At 65.2% G+C, this 25967-nt stretch carries 21 protein-coding genes and 1 pseudogene; 17 read left to right on the top strand and 5 right to left on the bottom strand.

The features are described from left to right. The first annotated feature begins 158 nt into the window (after nt 1–158). From PQT43_RS25510 to PQT43_RS25490, 5 genes are all read left to right on the top strand, one after another. Entirely contained in the window at nt 159–1004 is an 846-nt protein-coding gene (locus tag PQT43_RS25510; protein ID WP_102880006.1) for a PhzF family phenazine biosynthesis protein, read from the top strand. A gap of 277 nt (nt 1005–1281) precedes the next feature. Continuing rightward, nucleotides 1282–2256 carry a porphobilinogen synthase gene (hemB, locus tag PQT43_RS25505; protein ID WP_016962997.1) on the top strand — a complete coding sequence of 325 codons (975 nt, stop codon included), beginning with the start codon at nt 1282–1284 and terminating at the stop codon, nt 2254–2256. 111 nt (nt 2257–2367) lie between these two features. Further along, nucleotides 2368–2889, top strand: coding sequence for a sigma-70 family RNA polymerase sigma factor (locus PQT43_RS25500; RefSeq protein WP_102864158.1), 522 nt, complete (start codon nt 2368–2370; stop codon nt 2887–2889). Then, on the top strand, nt 2886–3857 hold the full coding sequence (locus PQT43_RS25495) for a FecR domain-containing protein (RefSeq protein ID WP_272754937.1): 972 nt from the start codon (nt 2886–2888) through the stop codon (nt 3855–3857). Before PQT43_RS25500 ends, PQT43_RS25495 begins: the two co-directional genes overlap by 4 nt. 103 nt (nt 3858–3960) lie before the next feature. Then, the gene (locus tag PQT43_RS25490; protein WP_272754936.1) at nt 3961–6435 is read left to right on the top strand and encodes a TonB-dependent siderophore receptor; all 2475 of its coding nucleotides are present in this window, start codon (nt 3961–3963) and stop codon (nt 6433–6435) included. A gap of 40 nt (nt 6436–6475) precedes the next feature. Here the strand turns inward: PQT43_RS25490 and PQT43_RS25485 are convergent, their stop codons facing one another. Beyond that, nucleotides 6476–7999 carry an FAD-dependent oxidoreductase gene (locus PQT43_RS25485; RefSeq protein ID WP_272754935.1) on the bottom strand — a complete coding sequence of 508 codons (1524 nt, stop codon included), beginning with the start codon at nt 7997–7999 and terminating at the stop codon, nt 6476–6478. A 63-nt stretch (nt 8000–8062) separates the two neighbouring features. Further along, complete coding sequence (locus PQT43_RS25480; protein ID WP_110595926.1) at nt 8063–8677, bottom strand: LysE family translocator; 615 nt, start codon at nt 8675–8677, stop codon at nt 8063–8065. Between the two features lie 303 nt (nt 8678–8980). Here PQT43_RS25480 and PQT43_RS25475 point away from each other — a divergent pair, with 303 nt between their 5' ends. Then, entirely contained in the window at nt 8981–10072 is a 1092-nt protein-coding gene (locus tag PQT43_RS25475) for a DUF1615 domain-containing protein (protein WP_272754934.1), read from the top strand. Nucleotides 10073–10180: 108 nt separating this feature from the next. Here PQT43_RS25475 and PQT43_RS25470 read toward each other — a convergent pair whose 3' ends face one another. Together PQT43_RS25470 and rtcR are read right to left on the bottom strand one after the other, a co-directional pair. Beyond that, complete coding sequence (locus PQT43_RS25470) at nt 10181–10978, bottom strand: DUF4349 domain-containing protein (RefSeq protein WP_102880000.1); 798 nt, start codon at nt 10976–10978, stop codon at nt 10181–10183. Between the two features lie 320 nt (nt 10979–11298). Beyond that, nucleotides 11299–12891, bottom strand: coding sequence for an RNA repair transcriptional activator RtcR (gene rtcR / locus PQT43_RS25465; protein ID WP_272754932.1), 1593 nt, complete (start codon nt 12889–12891; stop codon nt 11299–11301). 204 nt (nt 12892–13095) lie between these two features. Between rtcR and PQT43_RS25460 the strand changes: the two genes are divergently transcribed. The 11 genes and pseudogenes from PQT43_RS25460 to PQT43_RS31545 all read left to right on the top strand — a co-directional run bounded on the left by PQT43_RS25460 (nt 13096) and on the right by PQT43_RS31545 (nt 25437). Then, a complete protein-coding gene (locus tag PQT43_RS25460; protein WP_272754930.1) occupies nt 13096–14646 on the top strand; it encodes an RNA-binding protein in 1551 nt (516 codons plus the stop codon). 754 nt (nt 14647–15400) lie between these two features. Continuing rightward, a complete protein-coding gene (locus PQT43_RS25455; RefSeq protein ID WP_060838629.1) occupies nt 15401–16627 on the top strand; it encodes an RtcB family protein in 1227 nt (408 codons plus the stop codon). Nucleotides 16628–16631: 4 nt separating this feature from the next. Continuing rightward, the gene (locus PQT43_RS25450; RefSeq protein WP_272754928.1) at nt 16632–17975 is read left to right on the top strand and encodes a PBS lyase; all 1344 of its coding nucleotides are present in this window, start codon (nt 16632–16634) and stop codon (nt 17973–17975) included. 18 nt (nt 17976–17993) lie between these two features. After that, nucleotides 17994–18638, top strand: coding sequence for a hypothetical protein (locus tag PQT43_RS25445; protein ID WP_272754927.1), 645 nt, complete (start codon nt 17994–17996; stop codon nt 18636–18638). Between the two features lie 16 nt (nt 18639–18654). Further along, nucleotides 18655–19443, top strand: a complete 789-nt coding sequence (locus PQT43_RS25440) for a nucleotidyltransferase domain-containing protein (protein WP_213666082.1) — start codon at nt 18655–18657, stop codon at nt 19441–19443. An 8-nt stretch (nt 19444–19451) separates the two neighbouring features. Next, nucleotides 19452–20480 (top strand): RNA 3'-terminal phosphate cyclase, encoded by a 1029-nt coding sequence (gene rtcA, locus PQT43_RS25435; protein ID WP_272754926.1) that lies wholly within the window; start codon nt 19452–19454, stop codon nt 20478–20480. A gap of 307 nt (nt 20481–20787) precedes the next feature. Continuing rightward, the gene (locus tag PQT43_RS25425) at nt 20788–21906 is read left to right on the top strand and encodes a site-2 protease family protein (RefSeq protein WP_110595918.1); all 1119 of its coding nucleotides are present in this window, start codon (nt 20788–20790) and stop codon (nt 21904–21906) included. A gap of 205 nt (nt 21907–22111) precedes the next feature. After that, nucleotides 22112–22405 (top strand): DUF3144 domain-containing protein, encoded by a 294-nt coding sequence (locus PQT43_RS25420; protein WP_102864173.1) that lies wholly within the window; start codon nt 22112–22114, stop codon nt 22403–22405. Between the two features lie 324 nt (nt 22406–22729). Continuing rightward, nucleotides 22730–23146: a fascin domain-containing protein gene (locus PQT43_RS25415; RefSeq protein WP_047285711.1), complete on the top strand. Its 417-nt coding sequence runs from the start codon at nt 22730–22732 to the stop codon at nt 23144–23146. 227 nt (nt 23147–23373) lie between these two features. Then, a pseudogene (locus tag PQT43_RS31550) lies at nt 23374–24315 on the top strand (cache domain-containing protein); the annotation flags it as partial. After that, the gene (locus PQT43_RS31545; RefSeq protein ID WP_410897070.1) at nt 24301–25437 is read left to right on the top strand and encodes a methyl-accepting chemotaxis protein; all 1137 of its coding nucleotides are present in this window, start codon (nt 24301–24303) and stop codon (nt 25435–25437) included. The pseudogene PQT43_RS31550 and the gene PQT43_RS31545, both read left to right, overlap by 15 nt. 71 nt (nt 25438–25508) lie before the next feature. On the opposite strand, the gene PQT43_RS25405 is transcribed toward PQT43_RS31545, so the two are convergent. Then, on the bottom strand, nt 25509–25964 hold the full coding sequence (locus PQT43_RS25405) for a hypothetical protein (protein WP_110595916.1): 456 nt from the start codon (nt 25962–25964) through the stop codon (nt 25509–25511). Nucleotides 25965–25967 lie beyond the last annotated feature (3 nt).

The following is a 25967-nucleotide window of genomic DNA, read 5'->3' as shown; positions in this document are numbered from 1 at the left end:
CCCACATCGTTCGGATCTTCCTGAATGAGTTTTAGCGGATTTTACTCAAGACCTTGAAAGGGATGGCTGTAAGAGCGAAACCACCAACCGCCACACCCGCAGCAACGAATATGTACACTTCACCCCCAGCTCCCCCACCGACCCCAGGCCCCCTCTAAATGCCCGCCCTGAACTTCAAGCAAATCGACGTCTTCAGCGCCACCCCCCTCAAGGGCAACCCCCTGGCCGTGGTGTTCAACGCCGACGAGCTCAGCGACGAACGCATGGCCGCTTTCGCCACCTGGACCAACCTCAGCGAAACCACCTTCCTGCTCAAACCCCGAGACCCCCGGGCCGACTATCGCTTGCGGATCTTCACCACCACCCAAGAGCTGCCCTTCGCCGGTCACCCGACCCTGGGCAGTTGCCACGCCTGGCTCGAAGCCGGCGGTGTGCCCCAGGGCGAGGAGATCATTCAGGAGTGTGAAGTCGGTCTGGTGCGCATTCGTCGTCAGGGCAATCAGCTGGCCTTTCTCGCACCGCCGTTGCTCAAGTCCGGCCCGGTGGAGCCCGAGGTGCTGGAGCAGGTGCGTCGCGGCCTGAACCTGGCGCCCGGGGATATCCTGCAGGCGCAGTGGGTCGACAACGGCGCCGGCTGGCTGGCGGTGATGCTCGGCGAGCGCCAGCAGGTGCTGGATCTGCAACCGGATTACCCAGCACTGATCGGCCTGGCCGTAGGGGTGATCGCGCCCTGTGACCCCGAGCGCGATGACACCGATGCACAGTTCGAAGTGCGGGCCTTTATCGCCGGCGACGGCATGCCCGAGGACCCGGCCACCGGCAGCCTCAACGCCGGTATCGCCCAGTGGCTGCTGGGCGCCGGGCTGGCGCCGTCGCGCTATCGGGTCAGCCAGGGCCTGAGCATGGGCCGCGCTGGCAGGATCGAGGTGCAGCAGTTGGGCGATGAGGTGTGGATCGGTGGGGCCGCAGTCACCTGTATCGAAGGCAAGTTTCTCGCGGGGTGAAGCAGCGGCAAGCTTTCAGGTGCAAGCCAAGCGCGGCGCTCTTGTCACTTGCTGCTCGAAGCTTGTCGCTGCTCCTCGACCTTGCGTCAGATGGTCGCAGGCCGGCCTGCGCGGGCCCTCGCCAAGCCCATGAATAGCGGGCCTGGCGCTGATTGTTGGCAGATTTGCAAGACTCTCTTGAGCCGTGCGGGTTTGTACCCTGGCGGCTCTGGGCATAAGCTTTCTGCCTTTTTTCGCCATCGCTCGTGTTGTTTCGCGCTCAGCCTTAGGAAAAATCATGTCCAGCCAGTTCCCAGAAGCCCGTCCCCGTCGCCTGCGTCGCTCCGAACAACTGCGCAGTCTGTTCCAGGAAACCGAATTCACCCTCAACGATCTGGTGCTGCCGATTTTCGTCGAGGAGGAAATCGACGATTTCGTGCCGATCAAGAGCATGCCCGGGGTGATGCGCATTCCCGAATCCAAGCTGGCCGGGGAGATCGAGCGTTACGCCCGCGCCGGGATCAAGTCGGTGATGACCTTCGGTGTGTCGCACCACCTGGACTGTGACGGCAGCGACACCTGGAAGGAAAACGGCCTGGTGTCGCGCATGTCGCGCATTGCCAAGGACGCGGTGCCGGAAATGATCGTGATGTCCGACACCTGCTTCTGCGAATACACCGAGCACGGCCACTGTGGCGTGATGCACGGCCATGAAGTGGACAACGACCAGACCCTGATCAACCTCGGCAAGCAGGCGGTGGCCGCGGCCCGTGCCGGTGCCGACGTGATTGCGCCGTCGGCGGCCATGGACGGGCAGGTCCAGGCCATCCGCCGGGCCCTGGACGCCGCCGGGTTCACCCAGACGCCGATCATGGCCTATTCCACCAAGTTCGCTTCGGCGCTCTACGGCCCGTTCCGCGAAGCGGGCGGCAGCGCGCTCAAGGGCGATCGCAAGAGCTACCAGATGAACCCGATGAACCGTCGCGAAGCGGTGCGCGAATCCCTGCTGGACGAGCAGGAAGGCGCCGATTCGCTGATGGTCAAGCCCGCTGGAGCCTACCTGGACATCATCCGCGACATCCGCGAGGCCTCGCGCCTGCCGGTGGCGGCGTATCAGGTCAGCGGCGAGTACGCGATGATCAAGTTCGGCGCCCAGGCCGGGGCCATCGACGAGCAGCGCGTCGTGCGTGAGAGCCTGGGTTCGATCAAGCGCGCTGGTGCTGACCTGATCTTCACCTACTTCGCCATGGACCTGGCCCTGGCCGGGATCTGACCAGGCCCCCGCCGTACCGCCACGAACGTCGTCCGGCGTTCGTGGCTCTTGCCAAGACTTCCGCCCCTACATGACAATGCGATTCATTATCAAATATGAATCCTTATTGTCATGCCCGCCGACGACTTATCCCTGCGCAGTGCCGTCACCGATCTGTACACCCATCACCACGGCTGGCTGCAGGGCTGGTTGCGCCAGCGCCTGGGCAACACCTTCGATGCCGCCGATCTGGCCCAGGACACCTTCGTGCGGGTGCTCAAGGCGCGCAATGCCCTGGAGATCCGCGAGCCGCGGCCCTACTTGTCGCGCATCGCCAATGGCTTGTTGATCGATCTGTTTCGCCGCCGTTCCCTGGAGCAGGCGTACCTGGAGGCTCTGGCTCTGGTGCCCGAGGGCGAGCAGCCGTCGCCGGAGGAGCAGAACCTGATGCTCCAGGCACTGTTGGAGGTCGACCGGCTGCTGGACGGCCTGGGGGCCAGGGTCAAGCAGGCTTTCCTGCTGTCCCAGTGCGACGGCCTGACCTACGAGCAGATCGCCGAACGCCTGCAGATCTCGGTGCGCAGCGTCAACAACTACATGGCCAAGGCCATGGAGCATTGCTGCCTGATGCAGATGCGGATGCAGCTGTCATGAGTTTTGCCAACCTGCAACTGAGCGTGGGCGAGCGCCAGGCCATCAGCGGCGCGGCGCGCTGGTATGCGCAGTTGCGCTCCGGCACCGCCAGCGAACAGGAACAGGCAGCCTGGCGCGAATGGCTGGCCGCCGACCCCTTGCATCGCCAGGCCTGGGAACGCATGCAGCAACTGGGCGAGCAGATGTCGGCCCTGCCTGGCGGTCTGGCCGGTTCCACCTTGCGCGGGGCCGGGCGCTCGCGCCGCGAGCTGATGCGCAACCTGGTGGTGCTGGCTTCGGCCGGCTCCCTCGGCTGGCTGGGTTGGCGCAGCGACAGCGCCCAGCAATTGCTGGCGGACTATCGAACCCAGGTCGGCGAGCGCCGCGAAGTGCGCCTGGCGGACGGCAGCGCATTGCTGCTCAACACCGACACCTCGGTGAATGTGGCTTTCGACGGTCAGCAGCGCCGGTTGCAGTTGCTCTGGGGCGAGATGCTGGTGAGCGCTGGCATTGATGCACTGCAAAGGCCATTGCGGGTCATCACGCGCCACGGTGAGGTCCAGGCCCAGGGCGCGCGTTTCGTGTTGCGCAGCGAAGAGCGCGAGGATCAGGTGGCGGTGCTGGAGCAGGGCGTGCAGGTCAGCCTGGGCAACGGTATGGCGTCGCGCCGAGTCGAGGCCGGCCAGCAACTGGCGTTCAGCACTGGAGGCTTTGCTGCGCTGCGGTCCAGCGATGCGTCGGTGGGCGCCTGGCGCCAGGGCAGCATCATCGCCCTCGACCGACCCTTGGGGGACTTGCTGGCGGACCTGTCGCGCTACCGCCGCGGAGTGGTGCAGTGCGATCCGCAGATTGCCGGCCTGAAGATTTCCGGGGCCTTTCCCATCGATGACACCGATCGCGCCCTGGCGGCGCTTGAGAGCGGTTTCTCGCTGCGCATCGAGCGCTACACCCGCTATTGGGTGCGGGTGTCCCACCGCCGCCTCGGCTGAAACCAAACGGTAAAAATAATTATTCCGGTCTTTGCACTTTTGCTCACTCTGATCCGGCTCATCCCCCAGTGGATTCATTTTCAAGATCGGGGGAAGGCAAAGCATGTCTGAAGTTCACAAGTCGAAGTTGACCCAGGCCATCAAGGTCGGGCTCTGGGGCGCGCTGGCGGTGTATGGCGCGGCGCTGCTGCCGTTGACCGCGGTGGCGGCCAGCGAACAGACGGCGGTGCGCCGCTTCGATATCGCGGCGGGTGATCTCACTGAGGTGCTGAGCCGTTACGCCAGTGCCGCCGGGGCGGCCATCTCCTTCGATGCCCGGCAGACCGCCGGCCTGCGTTCGGCGGGGCTCAAGGGTGAATACGGGGTACAGGAAGGCTTTGCGCGGATTCTCGCCGGCAGCGGCTGGCAGGCCGAGCCGCAAAGCAATGGCAGCTATGTGCTGCGCTCCGTGCCCCAGGGCAGCGGCACCCTGGAGCTGGGCACCACCCAGGTCCAGGGCCAGGAGCTGGGGGCCACCACCGAGTATTCCGGTTCCTACACCACCGGCGCGGTGACCATCGGCAAGGGCCAGCACTCGCTGAAGGAAACCCCGCAGTCAGTGACCGTGATCACCCGCAAGATGCTCGATGACCAGAACCTCAACACCATCGACCAGGTGATGGAAAAGACCCCGGGCATCACCCTCTACGACTCGCCCATGGGCGGCAAGTATTTCTACTCCCGGGGCTTTCGCATGACCGGCCAGTACCAGTACGACGGCGTGCCCCTGGACATGGGCAACAGCTACGTGCAGGCCGACAGCTTCAGCAGCGACATGGCCTTCTATGATCGGGTGGAGATCCTGCGCGGCGCCGCCGGCATGCTCAAGGGCGCGGGCGGCACCGCCGGTTCGGTGAACTTCGTGCGCAAGCGTGGCCAGGCCACGCCCCACACCCAGCTGATGATGTCCGCCGGCAGCTGGGACAACTACCGGGCCCAGGTGGACACCGGCGGGCCGTTGAACGACGCCGGTACCGTTCGTGGCCGGGCGGTGGTGACCCAGCAGACCCGGCAGTATTTCTACGACCTGGGGGAGCGCAAGGATCAGGTCTACTACGGCGCCCTGGATTTCGACCTCAGTGACGACACCACCCTGGGCCTGGGCATGGCCTATGAAGACGTTGACTCGCGCCCGTGCTGGGGCGGCCTGCCGCGCTACAGCGACGGCAGCGACCTCAAGCTCGGCCGTTCCACCTGCCTGAACACCGCCTGGAACAACTCGCGCAGCAAGCGCGCGACCTATTTCGCCGACCTCAAGCAACAGCTCAACGATGACTGGGCGCTGAAGGTGGCCGGGGTCTACAGCCGCAACACCCAGGACATCGAGTACGCCTTCCCCAGCGGTTCGGTGCCGGTGGGTGCCAGCCGCTCCAGCACCCTGATGCTGGGCAGCACCTATGACTACGATCAGGTGGACTACGGCTTCGATGCCTATGTCGACGGCCACTTCCAGGCCTTTGGCCAGGAGCACGAACTGACCTTCGGCGCCAACGCCAGCCGTTCGATCAAGGACGACTTCTACGCCGTGGCCGGCTTGCCGCAGCGGCAGAACGTGCTGGACCCCGATCACCACCTGCCCAAGCCCGATGACAGCTACTACGAAAGCAACTCCACCCGGGGCGGCCCCAGTGATCTGCGCATCCAGCAGCAAGGGCTGTATTCCACCCTGCGCCTGAAACTCGCCGACCCGCTGACCCTGGTCATGGGCAGCCGGGTCAGTTGGTACAAGTCGCAGAACGATGCCGTGGCCTACTGGCGCGACACCCGCACCCCCAGCAGCGCCCGTTCCAAGGAAACCGGCGAGGTCACGCCGTTCGCCGGGGTGCTGTACGACCTCAACGACAACCTCACGGCCTATGCCAGCTACTCCAGCATCTTCACCCCCCAGGGCAGCTATCGGACCCTGGACGGCGCCTCCCTCAAGCCGCTGGTGGGCAAGAGCTATGAGCTGGGGATCAAGGGCGAGTGGTTCGACGGCCGCCTGAACAGCGCCTTCAGCCTGTTCCGCACCCTTCAGGAAGATGCGCAGCAGGACGACCCGGCCTGCCCGGACAGCACCTGCTCGTTGAACTCGGGCAAGGTCCGCGCTCAGGGCTTTGAAGCCGAAGTCAGCGGTGAGGTGATCGAACGCCTGCAACTGCTGGCCGGCTACACCTACACCCAGACCAAGACCCTGGAGGATGCCGACAGCAGCAAGAACGGCCAGTCGTTCAATTCCTACGTACCGCGGCACCTGCTACGGGTGTGGGGCGACTACCAGCTGGGCGGTGCCCTGGAACGCTTCACCGTGGGGGCTGGGGTCAACGCCCAGAGCGACAACTACCGGGTCTCGCCCATCAGCGGCAATCACATCAGCCAGGCCGGCTATGCGATCTGGAACGGCCGGATCGGCTATCGCATCGACGACACCTGGTCCCTGGCGCTCAACGGCAACAACCTGCTGGACAAGCGCTACTACACCACCGTCGGCACCGAAGGCTTCGGCAACTTCTACGGCGATCCGCGCAACTTCACCCTGTCGGTCAAGGCCGACTTCTGAGGGTGATACGGCGGCTGCGCGGATGTTTCGCGCGGCCTGTTCAGTGAGGCTGGATCTGGCGCTCGCGGAAATAGCGCTCCAGCAGCCACGGGTCGCCAGAGCGGTCCGCCAGGGCCACGTAGGTGTCCGGGCGCAGCAGGTAGAAGGCATTGCGCGCCAGCCCTGCCGCGGCATGGGCCGGGCGCCAGTCGAATATCCGCAAAGGCACCCGGTGCGCGCTGCACCAGTCGCGCAGGGCATCGCTGGTCGTGCCGTAGACATGCACCTGCCAGCCCAGGTACTCCAGGCTGTCGAAGTTGTCGTGCTCGCCGTCCCTGACCCAGGGCAGGCGGTCGCCGCCGTGCACCGGGCCGACGCCACCGGCACTCAGGGGCATGCCCCGGTAGTTGAGGGTGATCTGCGACACGGTGCGAAAGAGAAATTCCCGGGCACTGTCGAAGGCGGCGATCTTCGGCAGCAGCAGGGGGGCCAGGCGGGTGCGTACCAGGTAGGCGACCGGGCCGTCGGCGGTGGCGAAGCTGAACACCCGGTCGGTGGTGGCCACCAGGCGCCGGGCAAACTCCATGCGTTCGATTTCATAGCTGTCCAGCAGGCTTTCGGCGCTCTTGCCGCTGAGCACCGCCGCCAGTTTCCAGGCCAGGTTGATGGCGTCGCCGATCCCGGTGTTCATGCCCTGGCCACCGGCGGGGCTGTGGACGTGGGCGGCATCCCCCAGGAGAAACACCCGCCCCAGGCGAAACTGCTCGGCCACTCGGTGGTGCACCTTGTAGGTTGAGAACCAGTTGACTTGGGTGACGTTGACCTTGAGCTGATGCATGGCGCGCTGGCTGACGTCTTCGAAACGCAGGTTTTCCGGGTGCTCGGCGCGCTCGTCGCGCACCGTGCCGATCAGCCGCGCGCGGCCGCTCTGGGCCAGGGGAAACACCGCGAGAAAGTCGGCATCGTCCAGGTCCACGTGCAATTGGCCGTCGATGCTCGGGCCGTCGGCCTCGACATCGGCGACGTAGAACACCTGTTGGTAGGTGCCGCCGGGAAAACCAGTGCCCAGGGTCTTGCGCACCGTGGAGCGGGCGCCGTCGCAGCCGGCCAGGTAGAAGGCCTGGCAGTGTTCCTCGCGGCCGTCGGGGCCACGCAGGCGAACGTTGATCAGGTGGCCGTGATCGGTGAAGGCCAGCAGCTCGGTGTCGCGTTCGACGCGCACGCCCAGCCGTTCCAGGCGTTCGATCAGCAGTTGCTCGTGCTCGTCCTGGGGAAAGATCTGCAGGAAGGGGTAGGGCGTCAGGTCTTCGCCGATGGCGTTGAACGGCAGTTGCGCGGCCCGCTCGCCGCGGACCCAGAGGTTGACCGCCGGCACGTGGTGGCCGCGTTCGACGATAGCCTGGGTCAGGTCCAGCTGGCGGTAGAGCTCCAGGGTCCGGGCCTGCACCGCCAGGGCCCGGGAGGTGGTGCCCGGACCCAGGGTCTTGTCGATGATCCGTACCTTGACCCCCTGCTGGCGCAGCCAGAGCGCCAGCACCAGGCCGGTGGGGCCGGCGCCGATGATCAGTACGTCGCTGCAGTTCATGTGTTTGCCCTCGCTAAGAGATCAACGTTATGCATCTGACTGCGGGCGGCGCCTGCCGCGGGGTCAACGCTGGGCGAAGGCCAGGTTCAGGCCCAGCCCCGCGAAGCTTGCGGCAAAGCTGCGGCGCAACCAGCTCTGCACCTTGGGCGACTCGATCACCGCGGTACGGAACAGATTGGCCAGCAGGCCGTAGAGCACGAACACGAAGAAGGTCATGGCCATGAACACGCCGCTCAAGAGCAGCATCTGCGGGATCGGATCGCTACCGTCATGGGCGATGAACTGGGGCAGGAAGGCCAGGAAGAAAATGGTCAGCTTGGGGTTGAGGATGTTCAGCAGGCAGGCCTTGAGCATCAGCGCGCCGGCGCCGTGGCTCACCGTGTTGCTGTCCACGGCAAAGGCCGAGCGATCACGCCAGGTGGCATAGGCCAGGTACAACAGGTAGGCGACCCCGGCGAACTTCAGGCCCTGGAAGGCCAGGGCGCTGGTGTGCAGGATCGCCGACAGACCGAGGATCGAGGCCAGCAGGTGGGGGACGATCCCGGCGGTGCAGCCGATGGCGGTGAACAGGCTGGCGCGCTTGCCGGCCACCAGGGCGGTGGAAATGGTCAGGATCACGCCGCTGCCGGGAATCAGCACGACAATCAGGCTGGTCAGCAGAAAATCCAGGGTCAACATCCGGGTGTCACTCCATTGAGGGCGGGGTCATCAAAGTACACCCAGCCACACCGCCAATAGAAGGATTTTAGCCTGTAGCCGCTGCTGAGCCCGCGAAGCTGCGCGAAGGTCCGCAGGACCTTGCCTGGCGATCGCCAGCCAAACCTCTATCGATCTTGAGAACCCTGCGTCCCTACGGGCCGTTCGCAGCCTGCGGCAGCGGCTACAGGGGCGTGGCGGGAACAGCGCTCGCATTCTTTGGTCGAACGCCCCATGCCGCTGCTTTACTTGCACGGCCCTCGTCCAGCCATCTTGCGGAGTCCCATGATTTCCTCTCGTCTTCTCAGTTGCTGCCTGGGCCTGTCGCTGCTGGCCGGTTGCGCCAGCTCGCGCGGCCCCCAGGTGCCGGTGCTGACCCCGGAGCAGACCCAGGCGCGCATCCTGCGCCTGCTGCCGGCCCAGGTCAGCGACCGCCCGGGCTGGGCCCGGGATATCCAGGTGGCCTTCAGCGCCCAGGGCCTTGAGCCGAGCCAGAGCAACCTGTGCGCGGTGCTGGCGGTGACCGAACAGGAATCCACCTTCAAGGTCGATCCGACAGTGCCGGGCCTGGGGCGCATTGCCCGGGAGGAAATCGACCGCCGCGCGGCCAAGGTGCATGTGCCAGCGCTGCTGGTCAGTGCCGCCCTGCAAGTGCGCGGCGCGGACGGCCAGTCCTACAGCCAGCGTCTGGCCAAGGCCCGCAGCGAGAAGGAGCTGAGTGCGATCTTCGATGACTTCATCGGCATGGTGCCCCTGGGCAAGACCCTGTTCGGTGGCTTCAACCCAGTGCACACCGGCGGGCCGATGCAGGTCAGCATTGAATTCGCCCAGCAGCAGGCCCAGGGTTATCCGTACCCGGTGCAGGACTCGATCCGCCATGAAGTCTTCAGTCGCCGTGGTGGCATGTACTTCGGCATCGCCCACCTTTTGGGTTATCCGGTGGACTACCCGCAGCCGCTGTATCGCTTCGCCGACTTCAACGCCGGCTGGTACGCCAGCCGCAATGCGGCTTTCCAGGCCGCGGTGAGCCGCCTCAGCGGGATCAAGCTGGCCCTGGATGGCGACCTGATCCGCTATGACTCGCTCCTGCCCGGCAGCACCGAACTGGCGGTGCGCACCCTGGGCAAGCAACTGGGGCTGCGCAACCCGCAGATTCGCGCCCAGCTGGAAAAGGGTGACAGCCAGGCCTTTGCACAGACCGAGCTGTACCGCCAGGTATTTGCCCTGGCCGACCGCGCGGCGGGCCGACCCGTGCCGCGCCAGCAACTGCCGGGCATCGAACTCAAGAGCCCGAAGATCACCCGCCAACTGACCACCGCCTGGTTCGCCAAACGCGTGGATGAACGCTACCAGCGCTGCCTGCAAAGGCCGCTGTAACCCCAAGGGCCTGCCCGTTGTAGGCGCTGGCTTGCCAGCGAAGACGCCCGCCAGGGCGATGCAAGGCTTGCGGTCCTGTTCGCCGGCAAGCCGGCTCCTACGGCGGGGTCAGGGGCGACGGCGGACGAACTTGCGCCACAGCCACACCCACAGCATCGCGAGGGGGAAGGCCAGGATCACGAAAGGCAGGGCATAGCTGCCTTTCTCCAGGGCTTCGGCTGTGCCGTCGGACAGGTTGTCCAGCAGGTTGCTGAAGGCGCGCTTGAGACTTGAACCGCGTTCGGCGCCGTTGCTGGGCAGGAAGTTCAGGGTCAGGCGGTTGGTGTCCAGGCGACGCTGTTGTCCGGCAGCTGTCTGGGCGAGTGCTTGCAGGTCGTTCTCGATGCCCGCTTGCTCCTTGCTCAGGGCGATCAGGTCGCTGACGCTGATGTCCTTGCGCGCCGCCAGTTCATCCAGGCGCTGTTGCTGGGCCTTGAGTCGCTGTTGCTGGCGTTGCACATCGGCCACGGCATCGGCCAGGTCTTCGGCGCTGGTGATGCGCTCACCCAGTTCGGCCCCTTGAGACGCCTGCTGGACGATGGGCTCGACCCCCTCCGGAACGATTCGCAGCACCACCCGGGCGCGGTACGGGCCTTGCTCCAGGAGCAAGATGTTGCAGGGGCCGAACTGGGCTTTTTCGCAGGCTTCACGGGTTTGTGTCAGGTGCGGGCCGATTTGCTCGGCAGGCAGGGACAGGGTCAGTTCGTGCTCGTAGGCCAGCAGGGCGCCGGCCTTGCCCTGGGCCCCACCGAGGGCCACCGCAGAGCTGTTGTGATCACTGGGAGAGCAGGCGCTGAGGGCCAGTGCACCGAAGAAGGCAAAGGCCAGTCGGCGGCGGATGGCAGGGTGATCGTCCTGATGCTGCATGGAGGCTCCTTGAGTACTTGAAATTGCGGCTAGTGCGCAGGTGCGCATCTTACTGCTGTTCCCAGGATCACCACGATCGCGGCGCAACTTATTTTCGCCAATTTGCCTGGCTGATGCTCATAGGCATCGTGGTCAATCAGGGCTACAAGTGGCGCGGGCCAGTGGCGTCTTCGCCGTCCCAACTGCAGCCCTGTAGCCGCTGCTGAGCCTGCGAAGCTGCGTAAAGGTCCGCAGGACCTTGCCTGGCGATTGCCAGCCAAACCTCTATCGATCTTGAGAACCCTGCGTCCCTACGGGCCGTGCGCAGCCTGCGGCAGCGGCTACAGTTGCTTCCAGTCCAGGCCGAAGCGCGCCAGGTATTTGCGCAGGCGGTCCGCGTCGTTGGGGTTGGCCTTGCCCAGGCGTGACACGCCGAACAGCCGGCGCCCGGCGTCCGACAGGCTGTCGGCGCGACGGCATTCGGCAATCACCGCCTTGAGTTGCAGGCGGTCGAACAGGTCCAGCTCTACCTCGTCGCCCAACAGTTGCTGCAGTTCATCCTCGGTATTTTCCAGGCCCCAGGCGTGGCGCAGGCGCTGGATTTCCTCCTCGACCTGGGCCTGGTCGATGCGTCCGCTGTCGGCCAGGGTGGCCATGCGGGTGATGGAGGCCGACAGTTCGCGGAAGTTGCCCAGCCACGCCGCTTCGCTGGAGCTGGCAAAGGCCAGGTAGCGGCGCCGTGCTTCCAGGTTGAAACGCACCAGTTGCCCTTGCTCCCGGGCGTGACGTTCCAGCTCGAAATCGATGTTCGGCTCGATGTCCTCGCGGCGTCCCGCCAGCCCCGGCAGGTTGAAGGTCCAGAGGTTGATCCGCGCATACAGGTCTTCGCGGAACAGGCCCTGGGCCACCCGGCCGCGCAGGTCGCGGTGGGTGCCGGCGATGATCAGGAAGTCACTCTCCACTTCCTGGTCCGCGCCCATGGGGAAGAAGCGCTTTTCCTCGATGGCCTTGAGCAGCATGGCCTGTTCGTCCAGTCCCAGTTCGCCGATTTCATCAAGAAACAGCATGCCGCCGTGGGCCGCCCGCAGCAGGCCCTCCCGGGCGTTCTGGGCACCGGTGAAGGCGCCCTTGATATGGCCGAACAGCGCCGACATGGCACCGTCGCCGCGCAGGGTGGCGCAGTTGACCTCGACAAAGCGTCCCTGCACCTGGTGCCGGCCGCGCTTGAGTTCATAGATGCGCCGGGCCAGGAACGACTTGCCGGCACCGGTGGGGCCGATCAGCAGCATCGGCGCCTTGGAGCGCACGGCGACCCGCTCGATCTGCTCGATGGAGCGGTTGAACGCCGGGTTGCGGGTGGCGATCCCGGACTTGAGGAAGGCCAGGCCTTCCAGGCGCTTGTGGGCAAAGCGCGAGGCGATGCGGTCGTAGCGCGACAGGTCGAGGTCGATCAGCGCATGGGTGCCGGTGGCGTGTTCGCTGGGGTCGCGGCGCCGGGCCGGCGAGGTCTGGATCAGCCGGGCCGGGAGGTAGCGCGCCTCGGTCAGCAGGAACCAGCAGATCTGCGCCACGTGGGTGCCGGTGGTGATGTGCACCAGGTAATCCTCGCGCTCGGTATCGAACGGGTAGGCGCTGGTGAAGTCGTGGAGGGCGCCGTACACCTCTTCAAAATCCCAGGGATTGTTCAGGCCCATGGGGTGCAGGCGCACTTCGGTTTCCGGCGACACCTGGCGCACATCGTTGGCCACCCGTTCGGCCAGGCTGATATCCCGGGCTTCCAGGCCGTGGATCAGTTCCAGGCGCTGGATCAGCACGTCCTGCTGCTGGCACAGGCCGACCGTGGGGCGCCAATGGCTCCAGCGATTGGCGCCCTTGCCGACGCGATCGAGGGTGGAACCGACAAAACCGATGGCGACCGTGGGCTTGCTCGACATGTTTATACCTGATGATAAAAAGCGATAAGCAAAGATATAAAATTATCGAGGCGATTGTCTTGTCGAATGGCCAGCGAAAAAACGATTGAAAATAAAATCTTTATAAATCAATAAGTTAAAAAATAATTTGCTGGAAAATAAAAAGCTGGCACAGCGTCTGCAATGTATCTGGCAACGAACGAGACAACAGAGCGAGACGCCAAGATGGCCAACTTCCAGCTGTTCAACACCCAACAGGCAAAAGCGCCAGCGAGCACCACCCTGAACGCTTCCAAGGCCGGGGCTTATGCCTACAACGCCAAGCACCGCCTGGCCCAGCTGGCGGTCACCGGTTGCCTGAACTCGACCTTCTACACCTCGCCTGAAGGTCAACTGGACGCGGTGCTGCAACTGGTGAGCGAGCTGGACAGCCGCTTCGTCGCCCAGGCCGCCCGTTACGCTCGGCAGCAAGGCCATATGAAGGACATGCCAGCGCTGCTGCTGGCGGCGCTGACCGCACAACGCTCGGTTTTGGTACCGGAGCTGTTCGCCCAGGTGGTGGACAACGGCAAGATGCTGCGCAACTTCGTGCAGATCCTGCGCAGCGGCGTGACCGGGCGCAAATCCCTGGGTTCGCAGCCCAAGCGTCTGGTGCAGAACTGGTTGAACACGGCCACCGAGCGTCAATTGCTGCAGGCCTCGGTGGGCAACCAGCCGTCCCTGGCGGACGTGCTGAAGATGGTTCACCCCAAGCCAAGTGAAGCCTGGCGTGAAGCCTTCTTCGCCTGGTTGATCGGCAAGCCGGTGGATGTACAGGCGCTGCCTGAGCTGACCCGGGACCTGTTGGCGTTTCGCAGTGGTGCGACAACTCAGGTGCCGCAGGTGCCGTTCCAGTTGCTCGGCAACGAGACGCTGAGTGCTGAACAATGGGCGGCACAGGCCCGCAACATGGGCTGGCAGGGGCTGCGCATGAACCTCAACACCCTGGCCCGCCACGGCGCGTTCCAGGTGCCGGGTTGCAGCGAGTACGTGGCGGCGCGGCTGGCGGATGCGGGGGAGGTGGCCAAGGCCCGGGTCTACCCGTACCAGTTGCTGGCGGCCTACCGCATGGCCGGCGAGGACGTACCGCAAGCGGTCCGCGAGGCGCTGCAGGATGCCCTGGAGCTGTCCCTGGCCAACGTGCCGGCGCTGGCGGGCAACGTGGTGGTCTGCCCGGATGTCTCGGGCTCGATGCACAGCCCGGTTACCGGCTATCGCCAGGGCGCCACCACGGCGGTGCGTTGCATCGATGTGGCGGCCCTGGTGGCGGCAGCGGTGTTGCGCAAGCAGCCGGCGGCGCGGGTCATGCCGTTCGAGCGGGGGGTGGTGAACATCCACCTCAACCCGCGGGACAGCGTGATGAGCAACGCCCAGAAGCTGGCGAACATCGGCGGAGGCGGGACCAACTGCTCGGCGCCCCTGGCGCAGCTGGCCAACGCCAAGAGCCGCGTGGACACCCTGATCCTGGTCTCGGATAACGAGTCGTGGATCGATGCGCGGCGCCACGGCGCCACGGAAACCATGCGCCAGTGGGAGCGGATCCGGGCCATCAACCCGCAGGCGAAGCTGGTGTGCATCGACATGCAACCCGGCGCCACGACCCAGGCGCCAGACCGCGAGGACATCCTCAACGTCGGCGGCTTCAGTGACGCGGTGTTCGATGTGATCGAGCAGTTCACCGCAGGCAACTACGGTGCGCAGCACTGGGTCAAGGCAATCGAGGCGATGGCGCTCTGATCGCTGGAACATGAGATAAACCGTGCGCCGGCCAGCCGGCGCACACCACAGATTTTTTGATCATTGGCCCTGAATGCCGCTGTGACTACATCCAAAGGCGTCTCAGCAAATTTTGTCAGGGCCGGTGAGGGCACGAATGCCAGTGGCTGTACATCCTGGTTAAGCCGGTTCGAATCCGGCCATCAGTCACTACTTTTGTCGTGCCACCTTTTTTGCAGTTTTTGCAACGAATGCGGATGGAACTACATCCCAGGTTCGGGATGCGGGTTCGATTCCCGCCGGTGCTGGAAAACGGCGCCGTGGTTCAATGGTCAGAACACGAACGCATTGTTCCATCGACTCTTGTCGTCGCATCTTTTCCCCCGCCTCGGCGGGATGGCAGCGAATGCCACAGGTACTACATGGTGTCGCGGGTTCGAGCCCCGCCAGCCGCAAGGCTGTAGCTCAGTCGGTAGAGCAAATGTGCCTGTTCCCTTGTCGCTGCCCGCAGGCCCGGCCTGCACCGATTGACCCGGCGAATGCCGGTGGAACTACAGGACAGCGTGGTCGCGGGTTCGAGTCCCGCTCACTAGCTCAGAGGCAGAGCGCGCTGCATGTTCCACCTTCACTGGTCGCCGTCTGTACCGAACACCGCAACTCCGTAGGAGCTGGCTTGCCAGCGAAGAGGCCCCTGAGACCGTCTGCTGCGCCCCGGCTCCTACACAATCTATTGAACAAGGCCGAATCAGCGGCCAAAGGAAAAAGAGTCAACGACATGGAACACAAAACCTACCAACTGCTGGAAGTGGCCAACGGCAAGCCGATCAAGATGTGGACCCAGGGCGTGCCGGTGGAAAACGAAGCGCGCCAGCAATTGATGAACACCGCGAAGATGCCGTTCATCTTCAAGCACCTGGCCGTGATGCCCGACGTGCACCTGGGTAAAGGTTCGACCATCGGTAGCGTGATCCCCACCGTAGGCGCGATCATTCCGGCGGCGGTCGGGGTGGATATCGGTTGCGGAATGATCGCTGCCCGTACCTCGCTGACCGCCTCCGACCTGCCGGATAACCTGGCCGGGTTGCGTAGCGCCATCGAGGCCGCGGTGCCTCACGGTCGTACTTCGCCTCGTAGCGGTCGCGATAAGGGCGCCTGGGGTGATGTGCCGCAGCAGACCGATCAGGCCTGGGCTGCGCTGCACCCACGCTTCAAGGCGATCACCGATAAGTACCCGGCCCTGGCCAACAGCAACAACCGCCAGCACCTGGGAACCCTCGGCGGCGGTAACCACTTCATCGAGGTCTGCCTGGATGAAGCCAACCGGGTCTGGTTCATGCTCCACAGCGGTTCCCGTGGCGTCGGTAACGCCATCGGCAACCTGTTCATTCACTTGGCACAGGCCGATATGCGTCAACATATCGCCAACCTGCCGGACCGCGACCTGGCCTACTTCGAGGAAGGCAGCCAACACTTCGACGATTACGTGGAAGCCGTGGCCTGGGCCCAGGATTTCGCCCGGCAGAACCGTGAGCTGATGATGCAACTGGTGATCCAGGCCACCCGCAAGGTGATCAGCAAGCCCTTCGAAGTGGCGCTGGAGGCAGTCAACTGTCACCACAACTACGTGCAGAAGGAGCGCCACTTCGGTGAAGAGGTGCTGGTGACCCGCAAGGGCGCGGTATCGGCGAAGAAGGGCGAGCTGGGGATCATTCCGGGGTCGATGGGGGCCAAGAGCTTCATCGTTCGCGGGCTGGGTAACGAGGAGGCGTTCTGCTCCTGCAGCCACGGTGCCGGGCGTACCATGAGCCGCACCAAGGCCAAGAACACCTTCACCCTGGCCGACCAGATCCGCGCGACCGCCCATGTGGAGTGCCGTAAGGACGAAGCGGTGATCGACGAAATCCCGATGGCCTACAAGGACATCGACCAAGTGATGCACGCCCAGCGCGAGCTGGTGGAAGTGCTGCACACCCTGCGTCAGGTGGTGTGCGTTAAGGGGTAGAACAATGGACGACATGGACGCCTTGATAGCGGCGCCGCCCGGCTGGCATTACCAGCTGAGCGACTACGAAGCCCGCCGCGTGCGGGAGGTGATGGACGAATTGGATCGGCACAGTGCCTGGCTGGAACTGAGCCGCTTCGGCAACGGTTTCGTGCGTCAGGCCGCCGTGCGCGGCCTGGCCGCACAGCCTTCGGCCGAGGCCCTGGCGGCCTTGCTGGAGCGCCTCAACGATTGGGTGCCCCAGGTACGCCAGGAGGCTGCCGCGGCGGTCGAGGGGTATCTGGCACCAGAGCGCGCCGAGCTGCTGTTGCAGAGCCTGAAACCGCTGCTGGCCCTGGCCGGCAAACAGCGCGCCGACCACGGCGCGACCCTGGAACGGGCGCGTTCGGTGTTGCAGCTGGCCCAGGTACGCGAAGAAGTTGAAGGCGCCTTTGGTGATTGCCGGGGCAAGGCCGCACGCTTTGTCTTCGAGCTGTTGCTCGAAGGGGCGCAGGATCGGGCAGCGCTGCTGGCTCGGGCTCTGCGCCACAGTGAGGTCAGTGTGCGGCAGATGGCCGTGGATGCCTGCGCCGAACTGCCGGCCGCGCAGGCCGTGCCCCTGCTGGAAGAGGTGATGCACAGCTGCGGGGCCAGTGTGCGGGTCAAGGCGCTGCGCTTGCTGCTGCCGTTGCTGGCCGATCCTCGCGAGTATCTGAGTCAGGCATTGCTGGACCCTTCGGGGGCCTTGCGTTGCCTGGCCCATTGGGCCGCGCCCCGTCACGGGCTGGACCCGCGCGAGGTGTTGCTGCAACGGCTGCAACAGCCGGCACCACGGAACAAGCGCGCTTGGCTGGGGCTGTTGGGGCTGGTCAAGGAACTGCAGGAACCCATGGCTGACGCCATGGTGCGACAGGCCCTGGCCTCGCCGGCGCCGAGTGTGCGCCTGCTGGCCCTACAGACCCTGGGCGAGCGTGGCATGGCCGAGCAACTGGCGGCCCTGGACGACGCCTCGGACAAAGTCTTCAACTGCGCCCTGGGCTTGTTGCACGAGCAACCCTGGGCAGTCTTCGACGAGGTCCTGGAGCAGCGTCTCGACCAGCACTGGCATGACCTGCCGAAGGCGCGGCGCTGGGCCCTGCTGGCCCTCAAGCCGGGCTGGCGCCAGTTGGAATACCTGCTGTGGCGCCTGGGGCAGGGCGGCAGCGAGGCCGCCTATTGGCGCCAGACTCTGGCGCGCTGGTGCGATAGCCGCTACGGGATGTTCGATCCGGTCACCCCCAAGCCGCTGCGCGAAGCCATGTTGCAGCGTGTGCAGGCGATGGAGGCAGCCGGTGAATTGCCCGCAGGTTCAGCCAAGCGCCTGCTTTGAAAAATGGAGAGAGCCTTTATGCAGCCGCGGCCACTGTTGACCCGGATTGAAGATGAACACTGCCGAGCGCTGCGCCAGCAACTGAAAGAGGGGTACTGCGTCTTCGATTTTGTGGTGCTGGCGGTCGAGCCCGAGGCTGAGGTGGATCAAGCCCTGCATCGCCAGGGCTTGCAGCACCTGTACCTGCAACTCATGGCCGAGCGCCGCGAGCGCTGGGAAACACTGCGCCAGGACCCGCGCTACGCCGACGTCGGCCTGACGTCGATGCGCTGGGAGCAGGAGCGGGCGGTGCCTGAGGCGCTCAGCCAGGAACAGGTCCGGCAGCTGGTCTGCGAAAACCTGGAGCAGCAGGACCTGGCCTTGTACCGGGCGTTTCGCCAGCCGCCATACGGGCTGCATTTCCCTGGCGGCGCCGAGCAGGCGCGGCAGGTTTACGGCCAATGGCTGGACGTGCTGGGGCTGGACCCCGAACAGCAGCCCCAGGTGATCAACTGGGTAGGCAACCTGGAACTGGACTGTCAGGCGCCGGACATGGGCCCGCACCTGCAGCCCTGGAGTGACTATTTCGACGAAGGCCTGGAGTGGTGGGGCGTCTGGTGCCTGACGGTGTGGAACCCCGTGCGCCGGACCCTGAGTGTGCTGGCCGCCAGCGCCACCGATTGAACAAGGAAAAAGGATCATGGAACACCTAGAGCGCCATCCCCTGAGCAGCGCCATGCGCGAACGGGTATTGGCCGAGCTGGCGCGGATCGAGCGCGAGCGCAATGTGCAGGTGCTGTACGCCTGCGAATCCGGCAGTCGGGCCTGGGGCTTTGCCTCCACCGACAGTGATTACGACGTGCGTTTCGTCTATGTGGAAAAGCCCGAATGGTTCATCCAGGTGGATGCCGGGCGCGATGTGATCGAGCGGCCCCTGGATGACGAGCTGGACATCAGCGGCTGGGAACTGCGCAAGACCCTAGGGCTGTTGCGCAAGTCCAACCCGACCCTGCTGGAATGGCTGGACTCGCCCCTGGTGTATCGCAGCGAACCGACCGCCGCCGCGCGCCTGCGGGAGCTGGCGGAGGCGTTCTACAGCCCGCCGGCAGCGCGCAATCATTATCTGTCGATGGCCAAGAAGAACTTTCGCGGTTACCTGCAAGGCGACAGCGTGCGTTTCAAGAAGTACTTCTACGTGCTGCGGCCGTTGCTGGCGGTGCGCTGGATCGATCAAGGACGTGGCCGACCGCCGATGACCTTTGCCGATCTGCTGACCACCGTCGACCATCAGCCACTGCTGGACGAAGTGGCTGAGCTGCTGGTTTTGAAACGCTGCGCCGACGAGTCCGCCTACGGACCGCGGCGCCAGGCACTGCACGCCTTTATCGCCGCCGAGCTGGAACGCCCGGTGCCGAAACTGGCGCGTACCCATGAAGACAACGCGTTGCTGGACGCTTACCTGCGGGAAACCGTCCGGCACTACGCCTGAGGAATGAGATGAAACAGGATGTCATCGAACTGGACGGCGCCATCGGCGGCGGTCAGGTACTGCGCAGCGCCTTGAGCTTGTCGATGCTCAGCGGCAAGACCCTGCGCATTCATAATATTCGTGCCCGGCGCAGCCGCCCGGGGCTGCTGCGTCAGCACCTGACGGCGGTGCAGGCCGCGGCCCAGGTCTGTGGCGCCAAGACCTCGGGGGTCGAACTCGGCTCCCAGGCCCTGACCTTCGAACCGGGGCCGATCCGTGGCGGCGACTACCGCTTTGCCATCGGCACTGCGGGCAGCTGCACCCTGGTGCTGCAGACCCTGCTGCCGGCCTTGTTGCATGCGCCGCAGCCCAGCCGTGTGAGCATCAGCGGCGGCACCCACAACCCCCTGGCGCCGCCGGTGGATTTTCTCCAGCAAGCCTGGTTGCCGTTGCTGCGGCGCATGGGCGGGCGGGTGGAACTGCAATTGCTGCGCCACGGCTTCGTCCCGGCCGGCGGTGGTGAGCTGGAGGCCTTTGTTCAACCGTCGGTGCTGCAGCCCCTGCACCTTGAGGAGCGTGGCGCACTGTTGGGGAGTCGGGCCTGGGCGCTGAGCGCGGGCCTGCCCGAGCATGTGGCGGAGCGCGAGTTGCGTCGGGTGCACAATCGCCTGGAACTGCCTCGGGAGCACCTCACCCCGGTGCAGCTGGATGAACAATACGGCCCGGGCAATGTGCTGTTGCTGGAGTTCGCCTTCGAGCACCTGACCGAGCTGTTCAGTGGTTTCGGCCAGAACAGCCTGCGGGCGGAAAAGGTCGCCGACGTTGCCATCGATCAGGCCCACGCCTGGCTGGACTCCGGCGCGGCGGTGGCCGAGCACCTGGCCGATCAACTGCTGCTGCCCATGGCCCTGGCCGGCGGCGGCAGCTTCACCACGCCGTGCATGACCGAGCACCTGGAAAGCAATATCCGGGTGATTGAAGCGTTCCTGCCGGTGCGCATCGAGTCGCGTTCGCTGGGCGCGCACCTGTTGCGGATGGAGTGCCACGGCCTGGGATGACAGCCCGGGGCGCGAGGCCCTGGCGCGGCTCAACCCGCTGTTGCAGATGGCCACCCTGACGGCCGTATCCTCAGCGACAGCGCGGCGATCCTGATCCGCCTCGGCCCGGAGTGTCCCGACTCCGGGCTGCTGCCTGAAGCGCCGTCGGCCTGCGCATCTGCACAGGCGCTGGCTTGCTGGCGGCCCCCAGCTTCTGCAGTAGGCGGGGTGAGGGCGACAGGTTGAAGCGGCAGTTGAGTGTGTACCGGAGAAACTGGCAGTCTGCGCGCCCGCGCTGGTGTCGGTTTTTCTCACAAGGATTTACCCAATGGATGGCAATACCTGGCTCAAGGCCTTGAACGCACTGCTGACGCTTCTGCAACGCCTGGTGTTGCTCAGTGGCTGGTTTATCGCCGCGCTGATACTGGGGTTCACCATCAAGTCCGGGTTGCAGCCCTTTCTGGCGATGTTCCTGGCGTCGCTGCTGGGGGTGGTCGCGCTGGTGGTGCATGAGGGCGGGCATTACCTGGGGGCACGCGGGTGCGCCATGCCGGTGTTGCAGGTGCGGGTGGCCGCGGTGGAAATCCAGGTGCAGCGGCGCGGCTGGCGGTTGCGCTGGGCGCCGCAGCTCAAGCGCAATCGCCTGGGCGGTTATGTGATTGCCGTGAGCAATCTGCAACGCCCGCTGCGGCGGCAGTGGATGGTGGTGGTCCTCTGCGGGCCGCTGCTGAACCTGCTGCTGGGCGCCGCTGCCCTGGGGCTCGGGCTGTCCTGGTCCGGGGTGCCCGGGGCCATGGCCCTGGCGTTCGCCGCGATCAATCTGGCCATGGGCCTGGGGAACCTGATGCCGGCCTGGCGGGTGTCGCCCAGCGACGGCATGCTCCTGCTGGGCTGGTTTATGCATCGCGACGATCAACGCCCGGAACTGGCCCAGGCGCGCCTGCTGGCCCAGACCGTGGCCGGGGTGCCCAGCGCGGAGTTGCCGGAGGAAGATCTGCAGCGTTTGGCCGAAGGCGCCATGCCCGGGCCGCTGCTCGCTTTCGGCTGTCGCCTCAATGCCCTGCAGGATCAGGGCGACTGGCCGGCCGCGGTGCAGATGGAACAGGCGCTGGAACAGCTGCTGGTGGCCCGGGCGACGGAGCTGAACGGCATGAGTGGCCTGATCGAATTGTTGCGTAGCGAATTGGCCTTCTGCCGCGCTTTTGTGCAGCGTGACGTCGCCCCCTTGAACAGCCCCCCGATGAGCGCCGAAGTGGATTGGAACGCACCCTGGCTGCGACCGCGTTGCCTGGCCTTGCAAGCCTTCCTGGAGGGCGACCGGCAGCAGGGCGAGCGTCATCTGCAGCAGGCGCTGCAAGCGGCCAATAACAGCGTGGTGCTGGCCCAGGGCAAGAGCGAAGCGCTGCTGGCCGAATACCTGCGGGCGTTGCCGGCACCAGGCCGCTAAGGCCCCGGCCCACGGCATCGAACAGGCCGTTGTGCTGGCGCGGGCTTGCCTGCGAAGGTTTGCCGTAGGGGGACCAAGGTCTGTTCAGCGTCCAGCCGGTTTCCGGGGTGATGGGGGAGTGGGCGGGGTGAAAATAATCGGTTCGCGGCGGCAAACCTCTTATACTCCGGCGCCTTATTTTCCCTACCAGCCAGAGGAACGCCCCGTGGCCAACGAACCGGATCAGGATTTCTACAACCGCGCCGATGCCATCATCGAGTTGACCAACTCCCACATCGCCGACAGCAGCCGGGGCAAGGCCAGCGCTTCGCTGATGTACGCCAACGCGCGCTTCAGCGCCTGGGTCAGCGCCTGCGGCTGCCGTAATGCCGAGGAACTGGCGGCGTCCAAGCAGCAGGCGGTGGACTATTTCCTTGAGGAGTTCCGCCTGATGCTGGAAGAGAACCTCACCGACTACGTCGAGAACTACTCGCGCTACATGAACGCCAATCCGGATTGAAAACAGTCGACGCGGTCTTGCCTGGGCCGCTTTCGTGAGACTGTCGGGCAGTCGCTTGCTGCCCCGCTGCAACCCGTGCACTTATCGCCTCGGGTTGTCTGCCGCCCACCTTGCATAACCCTTTGATCTGAGTGTTCCAGGACCACGGCAACCGTTGGTCCTGTTGTCTTGCGGCCATCCCGAGCGCCGCCAGGGGCTCAACTACACTGCGCCTGCGGCAAGTCTTGCCGGGCGTCGTACCTCCTGCTCAGGGAGGCCGATGACACGGTGGCTTCAGGCCCCGCGACAGACAGGAACACATCCAATCAGCAAGGAGTGCCAACCATGATCGTCATTCCACAACGTGTCATTGAAAACGGTAGTGTCATCTCGCTGCGCGGCGACTCGGGCAACTATATGTCGCGGATGGGCGCGACCGGGCTTGAGCTGTCCAAGGGTTCCATCGACCAATACTGCAAGTTCCGGGTGGTGCTGGTGCAAATCGGCACCGACAAGAAACTTGCGCTGCAGGGCGACACAGGCAAGTTCATGTCGCGCATGGGGGCGACGGGGCTGGAGTTGTCCAAGGACAGCATCGATCAGTATTGCCAATTCGCCTATGCCATCGATACCGCCAGCGGGCAGGTTTCCCTGCGCGGCGACAACGGCAAGTGGATGTCGCGGATGGGCGAGACCGGGCTCCAGTTGTCCAAGGACGGGATCGACCGGTTCAGCCAGTTCATGCTGGTTCTGGAAGGTTGATGCCCGAGTGATTGGGTAGCTCCCTGGCGCTGGCCGGGGCAAGACGGTGACGGTCATTCGCAGCTGCGAGCATTCGTCCACCGATTGAACTCTTGGTGCAGGGCCGGACACACTCTGTCGAGCGCGAGTGCTGCCATCAGCGCCGTTGCCGAGCCGGTCGCGGGAATTCATACACACATTCTGGTCACACAAAACGTGATCGGCGTCACTCTTTTCTCAAGTGATCCATGACCCTGGTCGATAAGCTCTGCATGCCTATTGATACGGAGTTCGTCATGGCCTTGCTACCGGTTCGTCTGTCTCATCGTTTGACCCTCGGCAGTGTGCTGCTGTTGCTGTTCACGGCGTTGGCGGTGTTCGCCGTGATGACCTTGCGGGGGCAGCCCAGAGTGGTGGCGGCGAGCTCGGCCCTGATTGAACAGACCGGCAGTGCCATCGTCCGGCAACTGGCCTTGCAGTTGGCCGGGATCGAAGGGGTGACGGCCAGCATGGCCCATCTGGTGGAAGGTTTGCCCAAGGAGCAGGCGCTGGTGATGGCCACCTTGCCCAAGCTGATCGACCACGAAGGCGACAAGGCGATCGCCGGGGGCGGCATCTGGCCGGAACCCAATGCCTTCACTGCCGGGGTCGAGCGCCGCAGCTTCTTCTGGGCGCGCAGCGATGCCGGGCCCCTGGCGTTCTCCGATGACTACAACGCTGCCGGCAGCGCCGGCTATCACCATGAAGCCTGGTACTCCGGTGCGCGCAACAGTGCGCCGGGGCGTTGCCTGTGGTCCGAGGCCTACCAGGACCCGGTGACCCAGGTGCCGATGACCACGTGCAGCGTGCCCTATCGTCAGGACGGCGCCTTCGCCGGGGTCGCCACCATCGACCTGCGCCTGGATGACTTGGCGCGTTTCCTCAAGGAACAGGGCGCGGTCACCGGCGGTTATGCCTTTGCCCTGGATCAGGCCGGCAATGTCTTGTATTTCCCCGATGCCCAGGCCAGTGCCGGTGGGCAGATGCTCAGCTTCGACGCCTTGAGCAAGCAGCAGCCCTGGCTGCATCCGGTGGCCGAGGCCCTGGCCAAGGCGGCGCCTGCCGGGCAGGTGCGCAGCCTGGATCTGGCAGAGGATGGCCGGCTGCAGGAAGCGGCGCGGGTCAGCCTGTTCAGCATGCCCGGCAGTGGCTGGACCATCGGCCTGGTGACCCCCGAGCAGAAGGTCACCGGCCTGGCTCGGGCCATGACCACCGAGATCCTGCTGTTCCTGCTGCCGTTGCTGGCGCTGCTGTTGTTCTTCGCCTGGCTGGCCGGGCACAAGCTGATTGCCCAACTGGAGGAAACCACCCAGCAGATCGATGCCCTGGGCCGTGGTCAGGCCACGGACAACGCCGAGTTGCACGTGGCCCGGGCCGATGAGATCGGCGCCTTGCGCGGTGCGGTGAACCGCTATGCCGGGCAACTGAGGCAGATGCTGCACAAGATCGCCAGCGAAGCCCAGCAGTTGCAGAACGAAGCCGCGCGCCTGGGTGAGCTCAGCAGCACCCTGGCCCAGCGCGCCGAGCAGCAACGCCAGGAAAACACCCAGTTGGCCACGGCCATTACCCAGATGTCCTCCAGTGCTCTTGAAGTGGCGCAGAACACCAACAACTGCGCCGACACCGCCCGCCAATCCCTGGTGGTGGTGCAGGACGGCCAGCAGCGGGTCGCGGCCAACAGTCAGTCGATCCAGCAGCTGTCCACGGAAATGGCCGAGGCCACTGCGGTGATCCAGCGCCTGGAACAGGACAGCCAGCAGGTCGGCGCGGTGCTGGATGTGATCAAGGCCATCTCCGAGCAGACCAACCTGCTGGCGCTCAACGCCGCCATCGAGGCCGCTCGGGCCGGGGAGCAAGGCCGCGGCTTTGCCGTGGTGGCGGATGAAGTACGGACCCTGGCCGGCCGGACTCAGACCTCGGCCAACGAGATCAGCGGCATGATCAGCGATTTGCAGCAGGCGTCACGTCAGGCGGTCCAGGCGATTCAGGCCGGTGAGGCGCGGACCCGTGAAGCCGTGGGCGAGGCCTCCGGCGCGTCGCAGGCACTGTCGAGCACCGTCACCAGCTTCGACGATATTTCCCAGCGCGCGCAGCAGATTGCCGTGGCGGCGCAGCAGCAGAGCCATGTGACCCAGGAGATCAACGAACTGGCGGTGCGCATCCACGGCATCAGCGAGGACAACGCCCGGGACGCCCAGGCCCTGGACAAGGTCAGCGAGGCCATGCAGGCCCTGTCCGGGCGCTTGTCGCACCTCAGCCAGGGCCACAGCTGAGGCATTGCCTGCCCGGGCCGTCAGTGGTCCGGGCGGGTTTCAGTCCCCCGGGCCGCAGTCGCCGGCCCGTTTCAGACCTGGCTGGACATCATCAGCTTGAGGTTCAGCAACAGCCCCAACGACACCCAGCCGACCCCCAGCAGGCCATTGATCAGTGGCTTGCCGGGAGCCACGCGCGTGGCCAGGAAACGGGCGATGGCGGCGCCGATCAGCGCGCCGGGAAAGTCCAACAGGTAGAACAGCCAGCCCATGGAGTCCTCCGGGGAGCTGATCCACAGGCTGAACAGCTGCAGGTGCGCGGCCAGGGCCAGGGCCACTCCGGTGAACAGCGCCGGCGTGGGCCGGGTGCACAGCAGCAGGCCGAGGATCAGCCCCTGGGGCAGCCAGTAGGCGGCAAAGTTTTCCCAGAAATACTCCATCGGTTGCCCGGCCCGGACGATTGCCAGGGACAGCCCCCAGAGGAGCGCGAGGATGGCGGGCAGGTACTTGAGGCGGGCAACGGGTACAGCGAGTGAGGGTGAGGGCATTGC

Origin of the sequence: Pseudomonas sp. BLCC-B112 (assembly GCF_028550695.1) — a bacterium.
Taxonomy (GTDB): domain Bacteria; phylum Pseudomonadota; class Gammaproteobacteria; order Pseudomonadales; family Pseudomonadaceae; genus Aquipseudomonas; species Aquipseudomonas danubii.
Note: the sequence above shows the minus strand (reverse complement) of the source record. Positions and strands in the feature narration are given on the sequence as shown.